The organism is Streptomyces sp. NPDC002669 (genome assembly GCF_042889165.1).
Taxonomy (GTDB): domain Bacteria; phylum Actinomycetota; class Actinomycetes; order Streptomycetales; family Streptomycetaceae; genus Streptomyces.
This window is the reverse complement of the sequence record NZ_JBIAQQ010000005.1, coordinates 293,371-311,740: the sequence shown is the minus strand read 5'-3', so window position 1 is coordinate 311,740 and position 18,370 is coordinate 293,371. Positions and strand designations below refer to the sequence as shown.

The 18,370-nt window shown below is 71.6% G+C and carries 17 protein-coding genes; 7 read left to right on the top strand and 10 right to left on the bottom strand.

The window, feature by feature from the left end:
* Nucleotides 1-7 precede the first annotated feature (7 nt).
* The 3 genes from ACFYW1_RS10465 to ACFYW1_RS10455 form a co-directional block, all read right to left on the bottom strand.
* Complete coding sequence (locus ACFYW1_RS10465) at nt 8-925, bottom strand: helix-turn-helix domain-containing protein (RefSeq protein WP_388989922.1); 918 nt, start codon at nt 923-925, stop codon at nt 8-10.
* A 358-nt stretch (nt 926-1,283) separates the two neighbouring features.
* Nucleotides 1,284-1,589 (bottom strand): DUF397 domain-containing protein, encoded by a 306-nt coding sequence (locus tag ACFYW1_RS10460; RefSeq protein ID WP_388989920.1) that lies wholly within the window; start codon nt 1,587-1,589, stop codon nt 1,284-1,286.
* A complete protein-coding gene (locus tag ACFYW1_RS10455) occupies nt 1,586-2,452 on the bottom strand; it encodes a helix-turn-helix domain-containing protein (protein WP_388989918.1) in 867 nt (288 codons plus the stop codon). Before ACFYW1_RS10455 ends, ACFYW1_RS10460 begins: the two co-directional genes overlap by 4 nt.
* 134 nt (nt 2,453-2,586) lie before the next feature.
* Between ACFYW1_RS10455 and ACFYW1_RS10450 the strand changes: the two genes are divergently transcribed.
* Entirely contained in the window at nt 2,587-3,006 is a 420-nt protein-coding gene (locus ACFYW1_RS10450; RefSeq protein WP_388989916.1) for an ATP-binding protein, read from the top strand.
* A gap of 68 nt (nt 3,007-3,074) precedes the next feature.
* On the top strand, nt 3,075-3,605 hold the full coding sequence (locus ACFYW1_RS10445; protein WP_388989914.1) for a GNAT family N-acetyltransferase: 531 nt from the start codon (nt 3,075-3,077) through the stop codon (nt 3,603-3,605).
* Nucleotides 3,606-3,660: 55 nt separating this feature from the next.
* Here the strand turns inward: ACFYW1_RS10445 and ACFYW1_RS10440 are convergent, their stop codons facing one another.
* Complete coding sequence (locus ACFYW1_RS10440; RefSeq protein ID WP_388990182.1) at nt 3,661-5,232, bottom strand: MFS transporter; 1,572 nt, start codon at nt 5,230-5,232, stop codon at nt 3,661-3,663.
* A 206-nt stretch (nt 5,233-5,438) separates the two neighbouring features.
* Between ACFYW1_RS10440 and ACFYW1_RS10435 the strand changes: the two genes are divergently transcribed.
* Nucleotides 5,439-6,431: an Lrp/AsnC family transcriptional regulator gene (locus ACFYW1_RS10435; RefSeq protein WP_388989911.1), complete on the top strand. Its 993-nt coding sequence runs from the start codon at nt 5,439-5,441 to the stop codon at nt 6,429-6,431.
* Nucleotides 6,432-6,508: 77 nt separating this feature from the next.
* Here ACFYW1_RS10435 and hemC read toward each other — a convergent pair whose 3' ends face one another.
* Nucleotides 6,509-7,441, bottom strand: a complete 933-nt coding sequence (gene hemC / locus ACFYW1_RS10430) for a hydroxymethylbilane synthase (RefSeq protein ID WP_388989909.1) — start codon at nt 7,439-7,441, stop codon at nt 6,509-6,511.
* Between the two features lie 194 nt (nt 7,442-7,635).
* Between hemC and ACFYW1_RS10425 the strand changes: the two genes are divergently transcribed.
* Together ACFYW1_RS10425 and ACFYW1_RS10420 are read left to right on the top strand one after the other, a co-directional pair.
* Nucleotides 7,636-8,076, top strand: a complete 441-nt coding sequence (locus ACFYW1_RS10425; RefSeq protein ID WP_388989907.1) for a hypothetical protein — start codon at nt 7,636-7,638, stop codon at nt 8,074-8,076.
* A gap of 8 nt (nt 8,077-8,084) precedes the next feature.
* Nucleotides 8,085-10,391: a tetratricopeptide repeat protein gene (locus ACFYW1_RS10420; protein WP_388989905.1), complete on the top strand. Its 2,307-nt coding sequence runs from the start codon at nt 8,085-8,087 to the stop codon at nt 10,389-10,391.
* Nucleotides 10,392-10,429: 38 nt separating this feature from the next.
* On the opposite strand, the gene ACFYW1_RS10415 is transcribed toward ACFYW1_RS10420, so the two are convergent.
* The 3 genes from ACFYW1_RS10415 to ACFYW1_RS10405 all read right to left on the bottom strand — a co-directional run bounded on the left by ACFYW1_RS10415 (nt 10,430) and on the right by ACFYW1_RS10405 (nt 13,390).
* Nucleotides 10,430-11,662 (bottom strand): Fic family protein, encoded by a 1,233-nt coding sequence (locus ACFYW1_RS10415; RefSeq protein WP_388989903.1) that lies wholly within the window; start codon nt 11,660-11,662, stop codon nt 10,430-10,432.
* Between the two features lie 266 nt (nt 11,663-11,928).
* Nucleotides 11,929-12,477: a DUF1062 domain-containing protein gene (locus tag ACFYW1_RS10410; RefSeq protein ID WP_388989901.1), complete on the bottom strand. Its 549-nt coding sequence runs from the start codon at nt 12,475-12,477 to the stop codon at nt 11,929-11,931.
* A gap of 253 nt (nt 12,478-12,730) precedes the next feature.
* A complete protein-coding gene (locus ACFYW1_RS10405; RefSeq protein WP_388989899.1) occupies nt 12,731-13,390 on the bottom strand; it encodes a DUF1772 domain-containing protein in 660 nt (219 codons plus the stop codon).
* A 163-nt stretch (nt 13,391-13,553) separates the two neighbouring features.
* Between ACFYW1_RS10405 and ACFYW1_RS10400 the strand changes: the two genes are divergently transcribed.
* Nucleotides 13,554-14,438: a LysR family transcriptional regulator gene (locus ACFYW1_RS10400; protein WP_388989897.1), complete on the top strand. Its 885-nt coding sequence runs from the start codon at nt 13,554-13,556 to the stop codon at nt 14,436-14,438.
* A gap of 90 nt (nt 14,439-14,528) precedes the next feature.
* The gene (locus ACFYW1_RS10395; RefSeq protein WP_388989895.1) at nt 14,529-15,059 is read left to right on the top strand and encodes a GNAT family N-acetyltransferase; all 531 of its coding nucleotides are present in this window, start codon (nt 14,529-14,531) and stop codon (nt 15,057-15,059) included.
* A 159-nt stretch (nt 15,060-15,218) separates the two neighbouring features.
* Here the strand turns inward: ACFYW1_RS10395 and ACFYW1_RS10390 are convergent, their stop codons facing one another.
* Nucleotides 15,219-17,588 carry an FtsX-like permease family protein gene (locus tag ACFYW1_RS10390; protein ID WP_388989893.1) on the bottom strand — a complete coding sequence of 790 codons (2,370 nt, stop codon included), beginning with the start codon at nt 17,586-17,588 and terminating at the stop codon, nt 15,219-15,221.
* Complete coding sequence (locus tag ACFYW1_RS10385; RefSeq protein WP_388989891.1) at nt 17,588-18,355, bottom strand: ABC transporter ATP-binding protein; 768 nt, start codon at nt 18,353-18,355, stop codon at nt 17,588-17,590. The genes ACFYW1_RS10390 and ACFYW1_RS10385 overlap by 1 nt, the downstream gene beginning before the upstream one ends.
* Nucleotides 18,356-18,370: the final 15 nt, after the last annotated feature.

The window sequence follows — 18,370 nt, the reverse complement described above, 5'->3', positions numbered from 1 at the left end:
CCTCTGCTCACTCCGGAAGGAGAGGCGGTTCGGCGGCCGTGCAGTCGCGGCAGTAGCGGCCCGGCTCGGGGGAGCGGAAGGCGCGGTCGCACCGGTCGCAGTTCCGGAGCGGTACGACGGGGGGAGCGGGGGCGGGCGGCGGGGGCGGCAGGAGCGCCGTGAGGCGGTACCGGAGGAGCTTGGCCGGGTGCCGCAGGGGGTGGGGGAGGTCGTCGGTGAGGGCGCGGCGGAGGTCCGCCGGGGTGGCGCCGCGTTCGAACCAGGCGGCTGCGGCGGGGGCGAGCCGGTCGACGTCCTGCGCGGTGAGGGCGATGCGGGACGTGTGGTGGTGCAGACCGGCCAGTAACTCCGTCGCCGCGTGAAGCAGCGAGGGCAGCGGGGTGCGGGGCTGGGGCAGTGGGGAGGACGGCCGTGGGGTCGGTGTCGGTGCTGCTGCCGGTGCTGTTGCCGTTGGGGCCTTCGCCACGGGAGGGGCGGGCGGTACGGACGGTGCAGGCGGTACGGGGGCCGGGGGCGCGACCCGGGCCGGTCGGGGGGCCTGGCGCGGGGGAGCGTCGGTGTGCGGCTGGTTGTACGAGTAGGTGCGGGTGACGACCCGGCCGTCGGCGAGGTGCTCGCGGACGCGGAGCAGAAAGCCGTGGGCCTCCAACTCGCGCAGTGCGGCGGCGATACGGGCCTCGCTGTCGGGGAAGCGCTGGGCGAGGAACTTGATACCGATTCGCGCACCCGGGGGGAGCGACTGGATGTGGGCCGAGAGCCCGATGGCGAGCAGGGAGAGCTCGCGGTGCTGGGTGAGCCGGTTGTCCAGCACGGTGAAGTGACTGGTGAGCCTGGCCTTGACGTGCATGACGCCGAACTTCGGCGAGGCGTCCGCGAGAACGGGACGTGGAGCGCGCACGGGCGCGCTAACCTGCTGTGTATCCATCGGGAAGCTCCGAACTTCCTCGGTGGTCAGGCCCTCGGCGATGGGATTCGCGGTCCCGGCCGGGGGCCGACGCATGTCTGGGGTTGTCGCGGTGAGCATATGCCTGCGAACCACCACGAAATCCAGCTCAGTTGGCAAACCTCACCCGTGTGAGTGACGGGCTCCTGCAAGCTGCCATGGGGCCTGCACGTCACCAGAAACAGAGGGTTGGGTTGGGGGAATTTCTTCTTCCCGAGAGCCTTTAAAGCTTTTTACGTCTGGGCCCACCGGGTCCCGGTGGACCGGAACGCGGTGCACCGGGTCGCGGCTGTCGCGACCCGGTGCGTGACCAGGCATGTCGGGCCGGTCGGGGGCGTGCTCAGCCCTGCTGTGCGTACGTGACGAAGGCCGCCCAGGCGGCGGGGGCGACGTCGAGGTGGGGGCCCTGGACGTTCTTGGAGTCGCGGACGTGGACGGTGGCGGGGCAGGTCGCGACCTCGACGCACTCACCGCCCGCGCCACTGCTGTGGCTCGACTTGTGCCAGTCGGCGGCCACCTCGACGCAGTTGCTGCCACCGCCGCCGCTGTAGCTGCTCTTGCGCCAGTCGTAGGCGACCTCGATGCAGTTGCCACCCGCGCCGCTGCTGTAGCTGCTCTTGAACCAGTTCAGTTGCCCGGTGCTCATCGCTCTCCCAGCATCTTCTCGATCACGGCCAAGGACTCCCCTGGAGTGAGAGCCACCGATTGCATAATTCCATAGCGGACGGCCAGTGCCCGGACTTCTTCCGGCTCGGTGATGAGCCTCGGATACCCGTGAATCTCCAGGTAGGCGAGCTGCTGCTTCCCCTTGGGGGTGATCAGGTTGAACGGGCCGTCGATGCTGGGCTGTTCGGTGCGGTCGAGCGGCACCAGCTGGAGTTGTACCGTCCTGAGACGGCCGATGCGCAGGAGCGCCCGCAACTGTTCCCGATGCACGTCCCGGCCCCCGATGGGGCGCATCAGCACGCTCTCGTCGAGGATGAAGTGGAGTGTGGGCGAGGGCCACGGTTCGAAGATCCTCTGCCGGTCGAGCCGGTCGGCGATCCGCTTCTCGATGGTTGCCTCGCTGAGCAGCGGTCGCCACTGGGCGAAGATCGCCCGGGCGTACGCCTCGGTCTGGAGCAGGCCGGGCACGGCCTGGTTGTTGTAGTCGTAGATCTGCGACGCGGCGGCCTCCAGGTTCGCGTAACCGCGATACCACTCCGGATGCCGGGTCCGCGCCTTCGCCAGCGCCTCCCGCGCCTCGCCCATCGCCGCCCGGAGCACTCCGCCCGCCCCGAGTACGTCGTCCGCCCGGTCCAGGAAGTCGGGTTGAGGCGTCCGTACGCCCCGTTCCATCGCCGAGATCAGGTCCTCCCCGCAGTGGGTCGCGATGCCCAGCTCCCGCTGGCTCATGCCCGCGCGCTCGCGCAGGACCTTGATCTGTTTGCCCAGCGCCCTGAAGAGGTGCGCCGTTCCGTCCGACTCGGCCGGCCGCTCCGGCCTTTCTTCGCGTTCCGCGTTCGCCATTCGCCCCGCACCGCTCTCTGTCCGCCCGGTCACGGCCGACGCCCCGTACAGCCGACGGATCGTGCCCGTACCGCTACCCGACGTCGTGATGTCAGTCCTGGTCAGCGTACGAGAGACCGGACACGCTGAGTCACATGAACGCCGAAATCACCCTTGCGGGCGCCGAGTTCGTCCAACGTTTCAGCGCCACCCGTCGTGGTGCGCGGCTCGCCCGCCGACTTGCCGTGCAGCAGCTCGACGCGTGGGGGATGCCGTACGGGAGCGGGCTCTCCGACGCCGTCGCGGTGGTCGTGTCGGAGCTGGCGGCCAACGCGGTGGTGCACGGGCTCGTGCCGGGACGGGATTTCGAGCTCCGGCTCGTCGTGCGGGCGGGCACGCTCCGTGTCGAGGTGTCGGACGCGCGGGGTGAACGGCGGCCCGAACTGCGGCCGTTCCGGCCCGGTGCGGAATCGGGATTCGGCCTGCACCTGGTCGAGGGGCTGGCGGCGTCGTGGGGCGTGGAGGAGCGGGTGGTCGGCAAGACGGTGTGGGCCGAACTGGCCGTGAATCCATGACTCCGTGAGCGCGTGCGTGCGCGGATATGCGTTTGAGCGCCGGAGGCCGTGGGGCCGATGGTGGCCGTATGAATGATGTGCGTGAGGTGAACCTCTCGGACGGGGTCGTGACCCTGTCCCCTCCGGGCCCCGACGACGTCGACGCGCACCTGGCGGGCGAGGACGAGCTCCAGATCCGGTGGCTCAGCGGGAAACCGGCGGCCCGGGCCGACATCGAGGCGTACTTCCGCCGCTGCGCCGAACAGTGGTCCACGCGCGGCCCGTTGCGCGCGTTCGGAATCCGGCTGGCCGACGGGGAGGCCCTGGTGGGCTACATCGACCTGCGGTTCGACGTGGTGGGCCTGGCGCCGGGCCAGGCCAACATCTCCTACACGCTCTACCCGGACTGGCGGGGCCGGGGGCTGGTGACCCGCGCCGTCCGCCTGATCTGCCGGTACGCCGCGTCCGAGGGGGTGGCCCAGGCGGTGATCCGGGTGGACCCTGAGAACCCCGCCTCGGCGGCGGTCGCGCGGCGCTCGGGCTTCGTCCACGACAGGCGGATCGTGGAGGAGGGCGGGGAGCTGAACGACTGGTACCTCCTCGACCTGCCGGCCATGTGACCACCGTTCCCTCGGCCCGTCCCGGGCGCATCGGCGTCGGGCGGTGTGCCCGGTGTCAGGGGGTGCGCTGCATCTCCTCCTGTGCGGGGGTCGCGGCGGTGCGCGGGGGCGGCGGGGCCGTGGCGCCGGTGACGGTGACGGAGGACGGGCGGTCGGCGGGGGCGGCCGGGCGCAGGAGGAAGGCGCAGACGAGGGCGGCCAGCAGGGCGAGTGCGGCGGACACGATCAGGCAGAGGTGGAGGCCGTCGAGGAAGGAGTCGCTCAGCGCTCCGAGGGCCGGTCCGGTGGCGGTGCCCAGATCGAGTCCGGCCACGGCACCGAGCCCCTGGTCCCGGGCGACGGAGAGGACGTGGCCGCCGGTCTCCGTCGGCACCGCGGCATCGGAGAGGCGGCCGGGCAGCGCGTCGAGGGCGCGGGTGGTGAGCAGGGTGCCGAGCACGGCCGGGCCGAGGGCGGCGCCGACCTGGCGGAAGGCGTTGTTGCCCGCGGCGGCCATGCCGGCCAGGTGGTGCGGGACCGCGGAGACGGCGGAGGCGGTCATCGGGGTGAGGACGGTGCCCGTGCCCAGGCCGAGCAGGACCAGGCGCCAGGCGAGGGACCCGTAGGAGGTGTCGGCGTCGATGCCGGTCAGCGACAGCAGCGAGACCGCCATCACCACCAGGCCGGTGGTGATCATGGTCCGGGCGGGGACCCGGTGCATCAGCCGTCCGACGGGGACGCCGACGACGAGGGACGCCCCGGACACCAGGACCAGCCGCAGTCCGGCCTCCAGCGTGGTCAGGTGCTGCACGAGGCCGAAGTACAGGCTCAGCACGAAGAAGAAGCCGATCAGCCCCAGGAAGCTGATCATGGCGACCAGGGAGGTGGCGGCGAAGGCGGGGCTCCGGAACAGGGCCAGGTCGAGCATGGGGCTGCTGCTGCGGCGTTCCACGAGGACGAAGGCGGCCGCGCTCAGGGCGCCGAGCACCAGGGCCGCCACCACGTGGGGCGTGCCGAAGCCGTCGGCACCGCCCTCGATCACGCCGTAGACGACCGCGGTGACCGCGACGGCCGCGGTGATCTGCCCGGGCCAGTCGAGCCTGCGGCCGTGCGGTGCCCGCGAGTCGGGCAGCAGGAAGGCCGCGACGGCCAGCACGACCAGGGAGACCGGGATGGGCAGGAGGAAGATCCAGCGCACCCCGACGTGCTCCAGCAACATCCCGGCGATCAGCGGCCCCATGGCCAGCGAGGCCAGCATGGACATCGCCCACAGGGCGATGAACCTGCCGCGTTCCCGGTGGTCGGGGACGGCATGGCTGATCAGGGCCAGCGTGGTGGGCAGCAGCGCCGCCGCGCCCAGGCCGGAGGCGGCCTGCCCGGCCCAGAGCCACTGCACCGAGTCCGAGGTCAGCGAGACGGCCGCGCCCAGTGCGCAGAACGCCATGCCCGTCTGGAACACCCGCTTGCGGCCGTGGACGTCGCCCCACACCCCGGTGGTGAGGATCAGCGCGGCCATCGGCAGTACGAACGCGTCCGACACCCAGGACAGCTGGGAGGTCGAGGCGCCCATCGTCCGCTGGATCGCCGGCAGGCTCACCGACACGGTGGTCACGGGAAGGTAGGCGACGAAGACGCCCAGGCAGGCCATGACGAGCGTGACGCCTCGTCCGGACCCGGGGCGCTGCACCGTTGCGGAGTTCACGGAGTGGTTCCTTCGACTGCGGGGTGCCGCACGGGCACCGGCTGCTGCTGGGGCGCGGACCAGCTTCACCCAGATGGGCAGGAAAACCACAAGCGATCCCGGTGTATGTGCAATAACCCCCATTGTGGGCCTGTGCGTGTGAAGCTTCCTCCATGTACGACGATCTCGACCGCACAATCATCCACGGGCTCCACTGCGCCCCCCGGGCCTCCTTCCGCCGCCTCGGCGAGGTCATCGGCGTATCGGAACAGACGGTGGCCCGCCGCTACAACGCGCTGCGCCGCGACGGGGTGATGCGGGTCGTCGGGCTGAGCAGCCCGGCCGCCCACGGGCGGGCGGAGTGGATCGCGCGGCTGCGGTGCCGCCCGGACGCCGCGGGGCCCGTCGCCGACTCCCTGGCCCGCAGGCCCGAAGTCGGCTACGCCGGCATCGCCTCCGGCGGATCGGAGATCATCTGCACCATCCGCTCGGCCGCCGACACCGGGCGCGAGGACGTCCTGCTGCGGCAACTCCCGAAAGCCGCCTCGATCCTCGACATGAGCGTGGACCTCGTCCTCCATCCGTTCAGCCCTCCCGGCACGGTCGGCTGGGCCGGTGGCAAACGCTCCCTCACCGACGAACAGATGCGACAGCTGACGGAGCAGCGCCCCGCCCCCGTCGGGCCCCCGCTCGCTCCGACCGACGAGGACCGCCCCCTCTTCGAGGCCCTGGCCGAGGACGGCCGCGCCTCCCACACCCACCTGGCACGGGTCACCGGCTGGTCCGCGGCCCGCGTCGCCCGCCGGCTGGAGGCACTGGAGGCCACCGGCGCCCTCACCTACGGCATCGACATCCTGGCCGAACGGCTCGGCCACGACCTCAACGCCAACCTCTGGCTCCAGGTCGACCTGCCCGACCTCCACCGGATCGGGGAGGAGCTCGCCCGGCACGACGAATGCGCCTTCGCCGCGGCCATCAGCGGCAGACACAACCTCATGGCCGTCGTCATCTGCGAGGACGTCCCCGCCTTCTACCGCTACCTCAGCAACCGCCTGGCCCGCATCGAGGGCATCCGGGGCTACGAGATCAGCGTCCGGTCCCGCCGCCTCAAGCAGTCCGTCTCCCTCATCCACCACGGACGGCTGGTCCACCCCGCGTCGGGGTGACCCCGGGCCGTCCCTTCCGGATCGGCGGACGGCCCCGTCGAGCCGCCGACCACGCGTCGTTCAGGAGTCGGGGGCCGTCAGTGCGGGATGCCGTCGATCAGCTCACGTGCGCCCTGCCGGAGCAGGGTGACGGCCACGGAGGTGCCGAGCGTGGCCGGGTCCAGGCGGCCCGCCCACTCGTGGGCATGGAGCATGACCTTCCCGTCCGGGGAGAACACGGTGGCCCTCAATGAGAGTTCCCCGTTGCCCTGGACCCGGGCGTACCCGGCGATGGGCGAATTGCAGTGGCCCTGGAGGACGTGGAGGAACATGCGCTCCGCCTCGGTCTCCCGGTGGGCGGCGTGGTCGCCGAGGTCGCTGACCAGGTCGATCAGCTCCGTGTCGCCCTGGCGGCACTGGAGCGCGAGGACGCCCGCGCCGATTGGCGGCATCATCACGTCGGGGGACAGGATCTCAGTGACGACGTCACCCCGGCCGATCCGCTCCAGGCCGGCGACGGCCAAGATCAGCGCGTCGGCCTCGCCGTTGCCCAGCTTCTCCAGACGGCGGTTCGCATTGCCGCGCATCGGGACGCACTCCAGGTGCGGATGGGACGCGGCGAGCTGGGCGATCCGGCGGACGGAGGAGGTGCCGATCCGGATGCCGGCGGGGAGCTCGTCCAGGGTGAGGCCGCCCGGGTGGATCAGGGCGTCCCGGATGTCGTCGCGCTTGAGGAAGGCCGCGAAGGTCGTCCCGGCCGGGAGCGGCCTGTCGGCCGGAATGTCCTTGACGCAGTGCACCGCGAGATCGGCGTCGCCGGTCAGGAGGGCCTGGTCGACTTCCTTGGTGAAGGCGCCCTTGCCCTCGACCTGCGAGAGATCGCCCATCCATCGGTCGCCGGTGGTCTTCACGGGCAGGACGGTCGTCTCCACGTCCGGACGGAGCGCGGCCAGCTCGGCGCGGACACGCTCCACCTGGGCGAGCGCCATCGGAGAATCACGCGAAACGATGCGAATCGGATCAGGGGCCATGAGGGCACGATAGACCCTCAGAGCCGGGCGGCGACCACCAGCCCGGAGGCCCAGTTCATCGGCGTGGCGCGGCAGTTGGGCGCTTCGAGCGGCGATGGCCCGTCCGGTACGGCCGAAGGCGCGTCAGCCACTCCTCGCGAGGCGGTGAACGGCTTTAGGCTGATGGTTCCGTCGAGTGATGCAGGGGGAACTCCATGCTGGTTGAAGGACTCATCGCTGCGGCTGCCGCAGGTGGCGGCGCCATTGTCCAGGCTGCGGGAACGGACGCGTGGAACGGGATCCGCGGTGCGGTGGCCCGGCTGATCGGCCGCGGGGAGACGGGGCGCGAGCAGGCGGAGCTGGAACGTCTGGACCGGACCCGGGCCGTCCTGGAGGCCGCGCGGGAGGGGGAGGAGAGCGAGCGGGTGCAGATCGCACAGGTGGCCGCCTGGCAGACCCGTCTCGAAACCCTCCTGGAAGGGCTGCCCGAGGCCGATCAGGCCCAGGTCGTCGCAGAGTTGGAAGCGCTGGTCGCCCAGGCCGCTGCCGCTCAGACGACCGAAACGGTGCACAACGACTTCCGGGGTGCGACCTTCACCCACAGCCAGGTCCAGGGCAGCGGGACCATGACAGTGACGAACAACTTCAACAAGTAGGACAGCGCGTGGGGGCCAAGAACAACGCGAAGCGCAAGGGCAGGAAGGGCGGAAAGGGAGGCGGCAGGGCCCGGGCCGGTGGCGGGATCAGCAACGACTTCCGCGGCGCGGACTTCCAGCACAGCCAGGTCCAGGGAAGCGGCACGATGCAGACATTCGTGCAGCAGTACGCCCCGGTGCCGACCGCCATGGACTCGCTTCCCCCGCGCCGGGCGGATTTCACCGGTCGCGATGACGACATCGCTTTTCTGCTCGGCGTGCTCGATCCGGAGCGCACGAACGGCCTGCCGGCCCACGCGGTGCTGTCCGGATGGGGCGGGGTGGGCAAGACCACCCTCGTTCACGCCGTCGGGCATGCCGCGTTCGACCGGGGGTGGTTCACCGGGGTGCTGATGGTCAACCTTCATGGCTACGACCCCCACCCCTCCCAGGCCGAGGACGCGCTCGAAGCACTGCTGCGCTCGCTGGGGGTGCGGCCCGAGCACGTTCCGCCCCCGGGCGCGGAACGCGAAGCCCTGTACCTTTCGCAGCTCGCAGCGCGCGAGCGGGCCGGGGAGCGGCTGCTCGTGATCGCCGACAACGCCTCCAGGGCCGATCAGGTCCGCCCTCTCATGCCCCCGGGGCACCACGGGCTGCTGACCACCTCCCGCCGGTCGCTCCCGGGCCTCGGTCGCATGCGTACCGTCCATCTGTTGCAGCCCGAGGACGCCGTCGCCCTGCTGCGGACGGCGTTGCGGCACAACAACCCCGACGACCGCCGGGTCGACGAGGAGCCGGAGGCGGCGCAGCAGGTGGCGGTGGCCTGCGGGTGCCTGCCGCTGGCGATCCAGATCACCGCCGGGCTGCTCGCCAACGATCCGGACCAGCCACTGGCCGAGCGCGCCGAACGGCTCACGAGCGCCGGGCGGCTGGAGGGGATCGACGACGGGGAGCACAGCCTGCGGGCCACCTTCGACCAGTCCTTCGAGAACCTGCTCCCCCAACAGGCCGAACTGTTCCGGCTGCTGTCCCTCAACCCGGGCCCCGACATCTCCACCGCCGCGGCCGCTCTCCTGGCCGAACAGTCCGAAGCGGCCGCCGAGAAGCTGCTGGGGCAACTGGCGGCCGCCCACCTGGTCGAACGTGGCTCCGTCCGGGGCCGATGGCAGATGCACGACCTGCTCCGCGAGTACGCCCAGGACCAGGCCACTGCCCAATGTGAACGCTCGCGCCCTTCCCGGCGCCGCTACGACCAGGCCCGCGCCCGCCTCACCGGCTACTACGTACGCACCGCTGAAGCTGCCGACACACACTTTGAGGCCGGCCGCGCAGCCGTCGCTCCGCTGTTCGCGGACCGGGAACAGGCACTGGCATGGCTGGATGCCGAGCGTGAGAATTTGATTGCCACTGCCCACTCCGAAGGCAGCGCAGAGACTGCCATCAGGCTTGGTTTCAGCCTTGTCCGGTACCTGGACAGTCGTCGCCGTCTGCAGGACCTGGTCATGATTTGCTCCCTCGTGCTGGATGCCTGCACGGCGCTGGGAGACACCCACGGCGAAGCAGCCGCCTGGGACAACCTCGGCTTTGCTCTGCGTGAAGTGCGGCGTTTCGACGAGGCTGTCGAGGCCCACCGGAAAGCCCTCGCCTTCTACCAGCAGCACACCGGCATCCGTCGTGAAGCCGGCACCTGGAACAACTTCGGTCTCGCTCTGCAAAAAGTGCGGCGTTTCGACGAGGCCATCGAGGCCCACCGGAAAGCCCTCGCCCTCTACCAGCAGCACACCGATACCCACCGTGAAGCCAGAGCCTGGAACAACTTCGGTCTCGCCCTGAGCGAAGTGCGGCGTTTCGACGAGGCCATTGACGCCCACCAAAAGGCTCTCGCCTTTTACCAACAACACACCGACACCCACGGCGAAGCCGATGCCCGGGGCAACCTTGGTCTCGTCCTGAGTGAAGTGCGGCGTTTCGACGAGGCCATCGAGGCTCACCGGACAGTCCTCGCCTTCTACCAGCAGCACGCCAAGACCCACCATGAAGCCAGGGCCTGGAACAACCTTGGAACCGCCCTGCGCGAAGTGCGGCGTTTCGACGAAGCCATCGACGCCGGTGAGCGGGCTGCGGCGATGCTGGCCGAGGAGGACGACTGGTTCCTCACGGGCAAAGCGTGGGAAGAGCTGGCTGCCACGCTGGAAGCCGCCGGTGCGGACCCTGCACGCGTCAAGGAGGCGTGGGAACGTTCTGCCGCCGCCTACACGCAGGCCGGGGCCGCCGAAGAAGCGGAGTCCTCGCGCGGCCATGTGAACGGCTCTCCGTCGCATTCCATGACGAAGTAGGGGGGGGCAGGCGGCCCGTCCTGCCGACCGCTCGCCGATCAGGAATCGGGGGCCGTCGCCCTGCGTCGGGTCTCCGTGAGGTGTATGTCGATGTACCGGGCGAGGATCAGTGCGTCCCCGGGCTCGTCGGCCGGGAACGTGACATGGCGCAGCAGGTTGACCTCGTCGAGTGCGATGCCTTCGCGGGCGAGGACGAAGACGAGGGCGAGGAAGGCCGATCTGGCGTTGCCGTCGTCGAAGGGGTGGAAGAAGCAGACGTCGAGGTAGGCGCGTGCGGCGCGGGCCGTGAGGGGAACGGGCCGCTGTGCGTCCTTCGCGCTCTCGGCCAGGCAGGCGTCGAGGCGGGTACGGGTGTCCGGGCCGATGCCGTAGCGCTCCCGGCCCGCCTTGGCGAAGGCGGGCAGATCGCGGAACGGGGGCAACTGCGGTGTGTTCAGGACGTGTTGCTGCCAGCGCTGGAGCAGTTCGAAGTCGAGGGCGGCTCCCCGGGCCGCTTCGGTCCGCAGCAGTTCCAGGGCGGCGAGCAGGCCCTCGGCCCGGTCGGGTGCCAGGGCCCCGTCGAAGGCCCGGATGTGCTCCGCGGCGCCGTCGCGCGCCGGGACCACCGGTCCGTCCCCGCCGGAGTCCGGCGCCTCCTGCCACGGCACGGTCCCGCGCACCGCGAGCCAGCGTTCGAGGTGGTCCGGCAGGGGCCCGGCGGACTGCGAGTCGTCGACGGGCCGTGCGCCGTCGGACGGCCGGAGCGACAGCGCGAGCCGTTCCGCGACATCGTCGACCAGTGTGGCGTCGGGCCCGGTCCAGCTCTGGAACCGCCCGCCGATCGCCTGACCGACCAGTTCCTTCGCGAGGTCGGGCGCGACGCCCCAGCGGCTGAGGAACCAGGTGAGCACCTGTTGGCAGTGGCCGTACCAGCCGCTGCCGCACCCCGTGCGGTCGGTCACCTGGAGGATCAAGTTCCGTGCGGCGCACTCCCACAGGATTCGCTGGTCGTCCACGTCGGCAAGGGCCAGCGGGTACGCATCGAACCAGCCGGCGAGGCTCTCCAGCCAGGCGCGCCACTCGCACAGCGCCGCCGTGACACGGGTGAGCGTCTCCTCCGGGGTGGTGATCGAGTGCTGCGGGCAGCACCAGTTCCCGACGGGGCCTCCGTCGAAGTCGCCTTCGTCGTGCGCCCAGCGCCAGCCCGCGGTCCAGTCGCCGTAGTGCTCGGCGAGGGCGTGCGTCATGGCACCCGCCCAGGGGCCGCCCTCGTTCCAGCTCCAGTCATTCATCGCCCGGGATCCGGCGGGAACGTCCGGGCGGCCGGGCACCCGGCGGGCGGGCCCGAGGGACCGCACCACCTGCGGTCCCGCCGCGCTGTCGAAGGGATGACGGGTGGGATCCACTTCGTCCCAGGTCAGAAGGCAGGGCGACAGCTCGACAATCACCGCACAAGCCTGTACTTCCGCCCGAGCGCGGTGCAAACGGATTACCGGGGCGGTGAAGGGTGCGCCGGACGGGCCGCCCGGCTTCACCGGGGCGGCCCGTCCGGCAGGGCTCAGGGCTTGAGCATGAAGGTGAAGTCCCCGGAGAGCCTGCCGCTCAGCCGGGCCGCCGAAACGATCTTCCCCTCCGCGATCAGCCGCTCGACCCCGGCCCGCGAGAGACCGCATCCCTCGGCGATCAGCCGTACCGGCCGGACGGGAATCCGTGCCGCGAAGCGGACCGAGACGTCGATCGCCCCGTCGTCCCGGGGAACCGGTCCGTCGGTCTCCAGGCGCCAGGCGTCCGCCCAGTCGAGGGCGATGCGATTGCGGCGCAGGACGGCCGGATTCCGGAGCAACTCGGCTGTCAGGCCGAGGTCGTTGGCGTGCAGCCGGTCCAGCAGGTCGGGCCGTACGGAGCGGACGTTGACCCGCTCCAGGACGGTGAGCTTCGCGGTCTCCCCGCAGGAGGTGCAGAGCACGAGGAGCCAGACGTCGATGAGCTTGTGGTTGGCGTTGACGCGGAACTTGCCGCTCGCCCGGAAGAGTTCGGCTGCGCAGGTGTGGCAGCGGCGGAGGACGAGGGGCAGGCGGGTGGGCATGACAACCCAGTTGGTGAGCACAGAAGTACACCGGTTCCAGTGAGAAATCCGCAGCAAGAAGCAGCGCGACGCATGGACATGCAGGCATGCGTGACGCGCGACCAATCAGCACTCGGGAGGTCTCACAGGGTGTACAACGGTGTGCCCTTCGACGGACGGCTCGGACCGGCAGCACGGTAACGGCGCACGGCGGCGCCGCTCCACCGGTTTTCGGATGCCCCACTGCGTGGACGCGCCGGAGCGGTCGGGGGCGTCGAACCCGCCGGGCGGAACGTCAGGCCGGGCCCCGGCCCCGGTGCCGGGGGTCGGGTACGGGGGAAGCGGACGGGGCGTGGTGGGGCCGGGCGTCCTGGGGATGCTGCGCGAACTGCTGGGGGCCGGAGCGGAACGACGGAGCGGAAGCCCGCACGGACGCGTCGGCGCGCTCGCTCCCGTGCGGCCGATGCGCGCCGTACACGAGCAGGGCCCAGAGCAGGCAGGCGAACGACGCCGTGTGCAAAAGCGCGCGGACGACGTTCCAGAGGACCCACTTGTTCTCGAAGTCGGCCCGGACGGATGCCAGTTGACCGGCACGGTCGGGGTCGCCCGCACGCGCGAGCCGGTCGTTGAGGGGGACATTGACGCCGCTGGTGACCATGAAGGCCACCAGGTACAGGACCAGCGCGGCGATCAGCCAGGGCAGGGCGGAGCGGCCGTGGCCGCGCCGGGCCAGTACGACGGCGAGACCGAGGAGAGGGATCGCGCCCATGAACGGGAGCATGAAGACCGGATTGAGGATGGCCTTGTTGATGCTCCGCATCGCCTCGACGAGGGTGTGGTCGGACGATTTGGCCAGGCCGGGCATCACCGCGTAGGCGAAGGCGGCGAACAGCCCGGCCATGAGCCCGGCGGAGAGAGTGGCGGCGATCAGCACGCCGGTCTGAAGGTGTTTCATGAAGTGTCCTCCCGGTTCGGTACCACGGCGACGTCGCGCCTGCGGCGACGCCGTCCGGCTCCACCATCGATCGCGGGGGATTCACCGGCAACGACGCTTTCCGCAGGGCCCGTTAACCTGACGGTTAACGCGAACGAGGAGCGGCGACGGGACCGGGGGCGACGTGGAGATCAGGGACATCGAGATATTCCTGACGCTCGCCCAGGAGCTGCACTTCGGCCGGACCGCCGAGCGACTGCACGTGTCCCCGGCCCGGGTCAGCCAGGCGATCAAGAAGCAGGAACGCCGCATAGGCGGAGCGCTCTTCGACCGCACCAGCCACCACGTCCGCCTCACCCCGCTCGGCCGGCAGCTCTACGACGACCTGCTCCCCGTCCACCGCGGCCTGCGGAAGAGCCTGGAGCGGGCCGAGCTGTCCGCGAAGGGGCAGACCGAGGTGCTGCGCCTGGGCATGATGTCCAGCAACAGCGAGGACCTGCGGCCCCTGCTCACCGGGTTCGCGTCCCGTCGTCCCGGTTGCACCGTGCAGATCCGCGCGGTGGGTTACGACGACCCCTTCTCCGCCCTGCGGCGCGGCACGATCGACGTCCTGCTCGCCTGGCTCCCCATCCGGGAACCGGACCTCACCGTGGGGCCGGTGGTCTGCACCGAGCCCGTCGTGCTGTGCGTGTCCGCCACCCACCGGCTGGCCGCGCGCAGCTCCGTCTCCTACGAGGACCTCGCCGACGAGTCCGTCCTGACCGGTGCCGCGCCCGATTACTGGCGCGAGTCGCTCATACCCGCGCACACGCCCAGCGGACGGCCGATTCCCCGGGGGCCGTCCGCGATCGACGGCGTGCAGCTGCTCGCCATCGTCGGCAGCGGGGAAGCGGTCTGTCCCGCGCACGCGCACGCGCTGCGCTACTACGCCCGGCCCGACATCGCCTACGTTCCCATCCGTGACGCCCCGCCCGGCCGCTGGGCGCTGTGCTGGCGCACCGGCGGCGAGACCTCCTCGGTCCGCGACTTCGCCGCGGTCGCGGACGACCTCGGCCCGTTGGCCCTGTGACACCCCTGCGCCATCTGCCGCGGCGAGTGGTTCCGGGGCGGCGCGAGGCGTCCGATCACGGGGGAGAGTGCTACTGCTATCGTCGCGCGCATGCCCGAACTGACCATGCCCACGGCCCGACTTCGGGCCTCGTGGCTCACGGCGCGTGACGAGTGGGCGCCGGGATCCCACCAGGACGGGAGCGGCCTGGGCCTCGCTTCCGGGGCCGACCTCGCCGACCCCGAGGACTTCTCGGCCTGGGTCGGGCGACTGCGGCAGCAGTCGGACAGGTCGGTCGCTCCGGAAGAGGGGCGGGTCCACGCCACCCACTGGTGGATCGTCGAGGGCGACGACTATCTGGGAGCCATCGATCTGCGGCACGGCCTGAACGACTTCCTGCTCGACGCCGGCGGGCACATCGGCTACAGCATCCGCCCCTCCGCCCGGAGGCGCGGCCTGGCCACCTGGGCCCTCGGGGCGGTTCTTCCGGAGGCGCGCGCGATGGGGCTGGAGCGGGTCCTCGTCACCTGCGACGACGACAACATCGGCTCCGCCCGCAGCATCGAGCGCAACGGCGGTGTTCTGGAGGACGTCCGCACCACCGGGGCAGGCGTCAAGCGGCGCTACTGGATCGCTCTGTAGGGAGAGGCGCGGCCACCCGTACCCGCGAAGGCGGCTCCGGGGGAATCCCCGGAGCCGCCTTCGTACTTCCTTCGCCCGCCGAGGCCGGTCGTTCCCCTCGCCTCCTTCCCCGTCCTCCGTGATCGGGCGGGCGTTCCCACCGGGCGGCCGGGACAGCCCTCAGGCGGACTTCCTCAGCGTCCTCCCGGTGACCGCCACCCCTGCCACGACCGCCGCGACCAGGGTGCCGATGATCGCTGCTGCGACGGCTCCGCCGTTCAGGTGCAGGGCGACGTCGGACGAAGTGGCCTGGGCGAGGCCGGAGGCCATTCCGGCCAGCGGGGGCAGGGTCACCAGGACACCGAGGCCGGCCCCGACGACCACCAGCAGAGCGGTCTCGCCGGCGGCCAGTACGAGGAGCTGGCGGACGGTGCCGCCGGCGGACTTCATCACCGAGTAGTCGCGACGGCGGCCGTGGGCCGCCATGGCCATGCTGTTGGCGACGGCGATCACGCTGTAGCCGACGGCGATGACGATGAGCATGGCGGCCAGGCTGTCGGTGAGCCTGGCATCGGTGTCGTAGTCGTCGAGGGCGTACCGCACGGCGTCGTGCAGGGCGGTGCCGGGGACCTCGGCGGAGGCCCTGCTGCCCGCCGGGACGAAGATGTCGTCGGTGAGCGCGGCCGGGTCGTGGGCCCGGACCAGGTCACGGGCGACCACGAAGTCACCGCGGGCCGGGTCGTCGGGCAGGACCGCGCCGATCCTCAGGGTGACGACCGCACCGTCGGCGAACCGGACCGGCACGCTCTGGCCCTGCTCCAGGCCCAGGTCGGAGGCGGTGCGCCGGCCGAGGACGGCCTCGCCCGGCTCGTTCCACCGGGCGTCACGGGTGCCGAGCACGTCCAGGACGGTCCGCTTCTCGCCGACGAAGGCGCGGGTCGGCACGGATGCCTTGCCGACCGGGTTGGCGGCGACGACCTCGTCGGTGTTGCCGGGGGTGCCGTCGGGGGTGACGATCGTCTGGCCGGCGACCTTGAGGGCCTCGCCCGCCGGGTAGGCCACCCGCATCGTCTCCACCGCTCCGCTGAGCAGGACCGCGAAGCCGACCGCGGCGATCACGGGGGCCACCAGGGAGGCGGCGCGGCGGGGGTTGGCGATGAGTTCGGAGCGGATCAGGACGGCGGCGGCCGAGCCGCGCTTCTGGAAGGGGGCGGTCAGGCAGCGGCCGACGGGGCCGACGAGGGCGGGGGCCAGCAGGGCGGCCGCGACGATGAGCGTCATGGTCGCGAAGAGCGCCATGCCGATGCGGTCGTCGGCGTCGGTGGTGGCGGTCGCGACGGCGAGGACGGCCCCCAGGCCGAGTACGGACAGTCCGGTGATCCAACGGCCCCGTCCCATGGCGTGGTTGGCGGGCCCGCTGTCGAGCAGGGCCTCGATCGGGGCGACCTTCGCGGCCTTGCGACCGGCCGCCCAGGCACCGATGACGCTGACGCCGATGCCGACCGCGGAGGCGGTGAGCAGCGGCCAGGCGGACACGGTGATCTCCATGCCCGGCGGGGTGACGTCCAGCCCCTTGAGGATGTCGTGCAGCAGCGGGGCGGCGGCGATGCCGGCCAGGCAGCCGACGACCGAACCGAGCAGGCCGATCACGGCGGCCTCGCCGAGGATCATGCGGCGGATCTGGCCGGGTGCGGCGCCGATGGTGCGCAGCAGGCCGATCTCCCGGCGGCGCATGCCGGTCGACAGGACCAGCATGGAGGCGACGACGAAGACCGTGGTGAACAGGCCGAGGGCGGCCATGGCACCGATGAGCTGCACGCCGAGGTCGCGCTTGTGCTCGATGTACCGGGGCTGGAGTTCGGACCGGGCATCGCCGGAAAGGACGTCGCCCCTGTCGTCGAGCACCTGCCGCGCTCCGGAGGCGATGGCGGCGGCGGACGCCCCCTCGTCCGCGATCAGCGCGAGGGCACCGACGCCGGGTTGCTGCCCGGCGGCGAACGCCTCGCTGAAGTAGTAGCCGGGACCGTCGACGGTGCCGACGACGGTGAACCGCTCGCGGCCCGCGGTGATGTTGACGGTGAGTTCGCTGCCCGCCGCGACGCCCAGGGCACGGTCGACCACGACCTCGCCGTTCCCGTTCGGGGCCCGGCCGGAGACGAGCCGGTAGGGCGCCATCCGTGTGCTGCCCCAGCCGTGTCCCGCCTCCGCGGCGCCCTCGTCGGCGACGGGTTCGCCGCCCCGGACGGCCTGGGCGTAGAAGGAGCGGTCCACCACGACGGCGGCGACCCCGGGGACCGCGTCGAGCTCGGCCCGGATCGGAGCGGCCTCGGCCCGGCTCCACGGCATCCGGTCCTCGGGGCTGCCCTCCTGGTCGAGGGCCTGCTCGGGCAGGGCCAGGGCGGCGGCGCCCGCGTAGCGGTCCTGGACGGCGGGGCGGGAGGAGTCGTGGATGACCAGGGTGGTGGTGATGAGGGCCACGCCGACCAGGACGGCGAGGAAGGCCCCGAGGAAGCCGGACCAGCGTTCGCGTACGTTCGCGATGATCAGCATCACGCCTCCAGCCGGGTCATGTGGGCGGCGATCGCGGCGGCGTTGTCGCTCCGCGCATCCCTGTCCAGCGGGATCCGGTCGGCGATCCGGCCGTCCTTGATGAAGACGACGACGTCGGCCACGGAGGCCGCCACCGGGTCGTGGGTGACCATCAGCGTGGTCTGGCCCTCCCGGTCGACCAGCATCCGCATCATCCGCAGCACCTCGCGGGAGGTGACGGTGTCCAGGGCGCCGGTGGGCTCGTCCGCGAAGAGGACGTCGGGACGGGTGACCAGGGCGCGGGCGAGGGCGACGCGCTGCTGCTGGCCGCCGGAGAGCCGGCTGGGCCGGTGGTTCGCGCGCTCGGCCAGACCGACCGAGGCGAGCGCGTCGGCGACCTGCCCGGGCTCGACCCTGCGGCCGGCGAACCGGGAGGGCAGTTCCACGTTCTGGGCCGCGGTGAGGGACTCGACGAGGTTGAACGCCTGGAAGACGAAGCCGATGTGCTCGCGGCGCAGTTCGGTGCGCCGCTTCTCGTCCAGCCCGCCGATGTCGATGCCCGCGAGAACGATCTGTCCGTCGGTCGGCTGCTCCAGCCCGGCCGCGCACTGCAGCAGGGTGGACTTCCCGGAGCCGGAGGGACCCATGATCGCGGTGAAGGTGCCGCGGGGGAAGCTGACGGAGACGCTGTCCAGTGCGGTCACCGCGTGGTCGCCGGTGCCGTGGATCTTGCGCACGCCGTGGAGTTCGACCGCGTCCTGTACGGAGGTCCGGTTCGTTGTCGTCATGCGTCGATCTCACCG

Bases quoted from the DNA above. Each gene is read 5' to 3' on its own strand.
- ACFYW1_RS10465 (WP_388989922.1), bottom strand. From the start codon at position 925: ATGGATACACAGCAGGTTAGCGCGCCCGTGCGCGCTCCACGTCCCGTT.
- ACFYW1_RS10460 (WP_388989920.1), bottom strand. From the start codon at position 1,589: ATGAGCACCGGGCAACTGAACTGGTTCAAGAGCAGCTACAGCAGCGGC.
- ACFYW1_RS10455 (WP_388989918.1), bottom strand. From the start codon at position 2,452: ATGGCGAACGCGGAACGCGAAGAAAGGCCGGAGCGGCCGGCCGAGTCG.
- ACFYW1_RS10450 (WP_388989916.1), top strand. From the start codon at position 2,587: ATGAACGCCGAAATCACCCTTGCGGGCGCCGAGTTCGTCCAACGTTTC.
- ACFYW1_RS10445 (WP_388989914.1), top strand. From the start codon at position 3,075: ATGAATGATGTGCGTGAGGTGAACCTCTCGGACGGGGTCGTGACCCTG.
- ACFYW1_RS10440 (WP_388990182.1), bottom strand. From the start codon at position 5,232: ATGGCCTGCCTGGGCGTCTTCGTCGCCTACCTTCCCGTGACCACCGTG.
- ACFYW1_RS10435 (WP_388989911.1), top strand. From the start codon at position 5,439: ATGTACGACGATCTCGACCGCACAATCATCCACGGGCTCCACTGCGCC.
- hemC (WP_388989909.1), bottom strand. From the start codon at position 7,441: ATGGCCCCTGATCCGATTCGCATCGTTTCGCGTGATTCTCCGATGGCG.
- ACFYW1_RS10425 (WP_388989907.1), top strand. From the start codon at position 7,636: ATGCTGGTTGAAGGACTCATCGCTGCGGCTGCCGCAGGTGGCGGCGCC.
- ACFYW1_RS10415 (WP_388989903.1), bottom strand. From the start codon at position 11,662: ATGAATGACTGGAGCTGGAACGAGGGCGGCCCCTGGGCGGGTGCCATG.
- ACFYW1_RS10405 (WP_388989899.1), bottom strand. From the start codon at position 13,390: ATGAAACACCTTCAGACCGGCGTGCTGATCGCCGCCACTCTCTCCGCC.
- ACFYW1_RS10395 (WP_388989895.1), top strand. From the start codon at position 14,529: ATGCCCGAACTGACCATGCCCACGGCCCGACTTCGGGCCTCGTGGCTC.
- ACFYW1_RS10390 (WP_388989893.1), bottom strand. From the start codon at position 17,588: ATGCTGATCATCGCGAACGTACGCGAACGCTGGTCCGGCTTCCTCGGG.
- ACFYW1_RS10385 (WP_388989891.1), bottom strand. From the start codon at position 18,355: ATGACGACAACGAACCGGACCTCCGTACAGGACGCGGTCGAACTCCAC.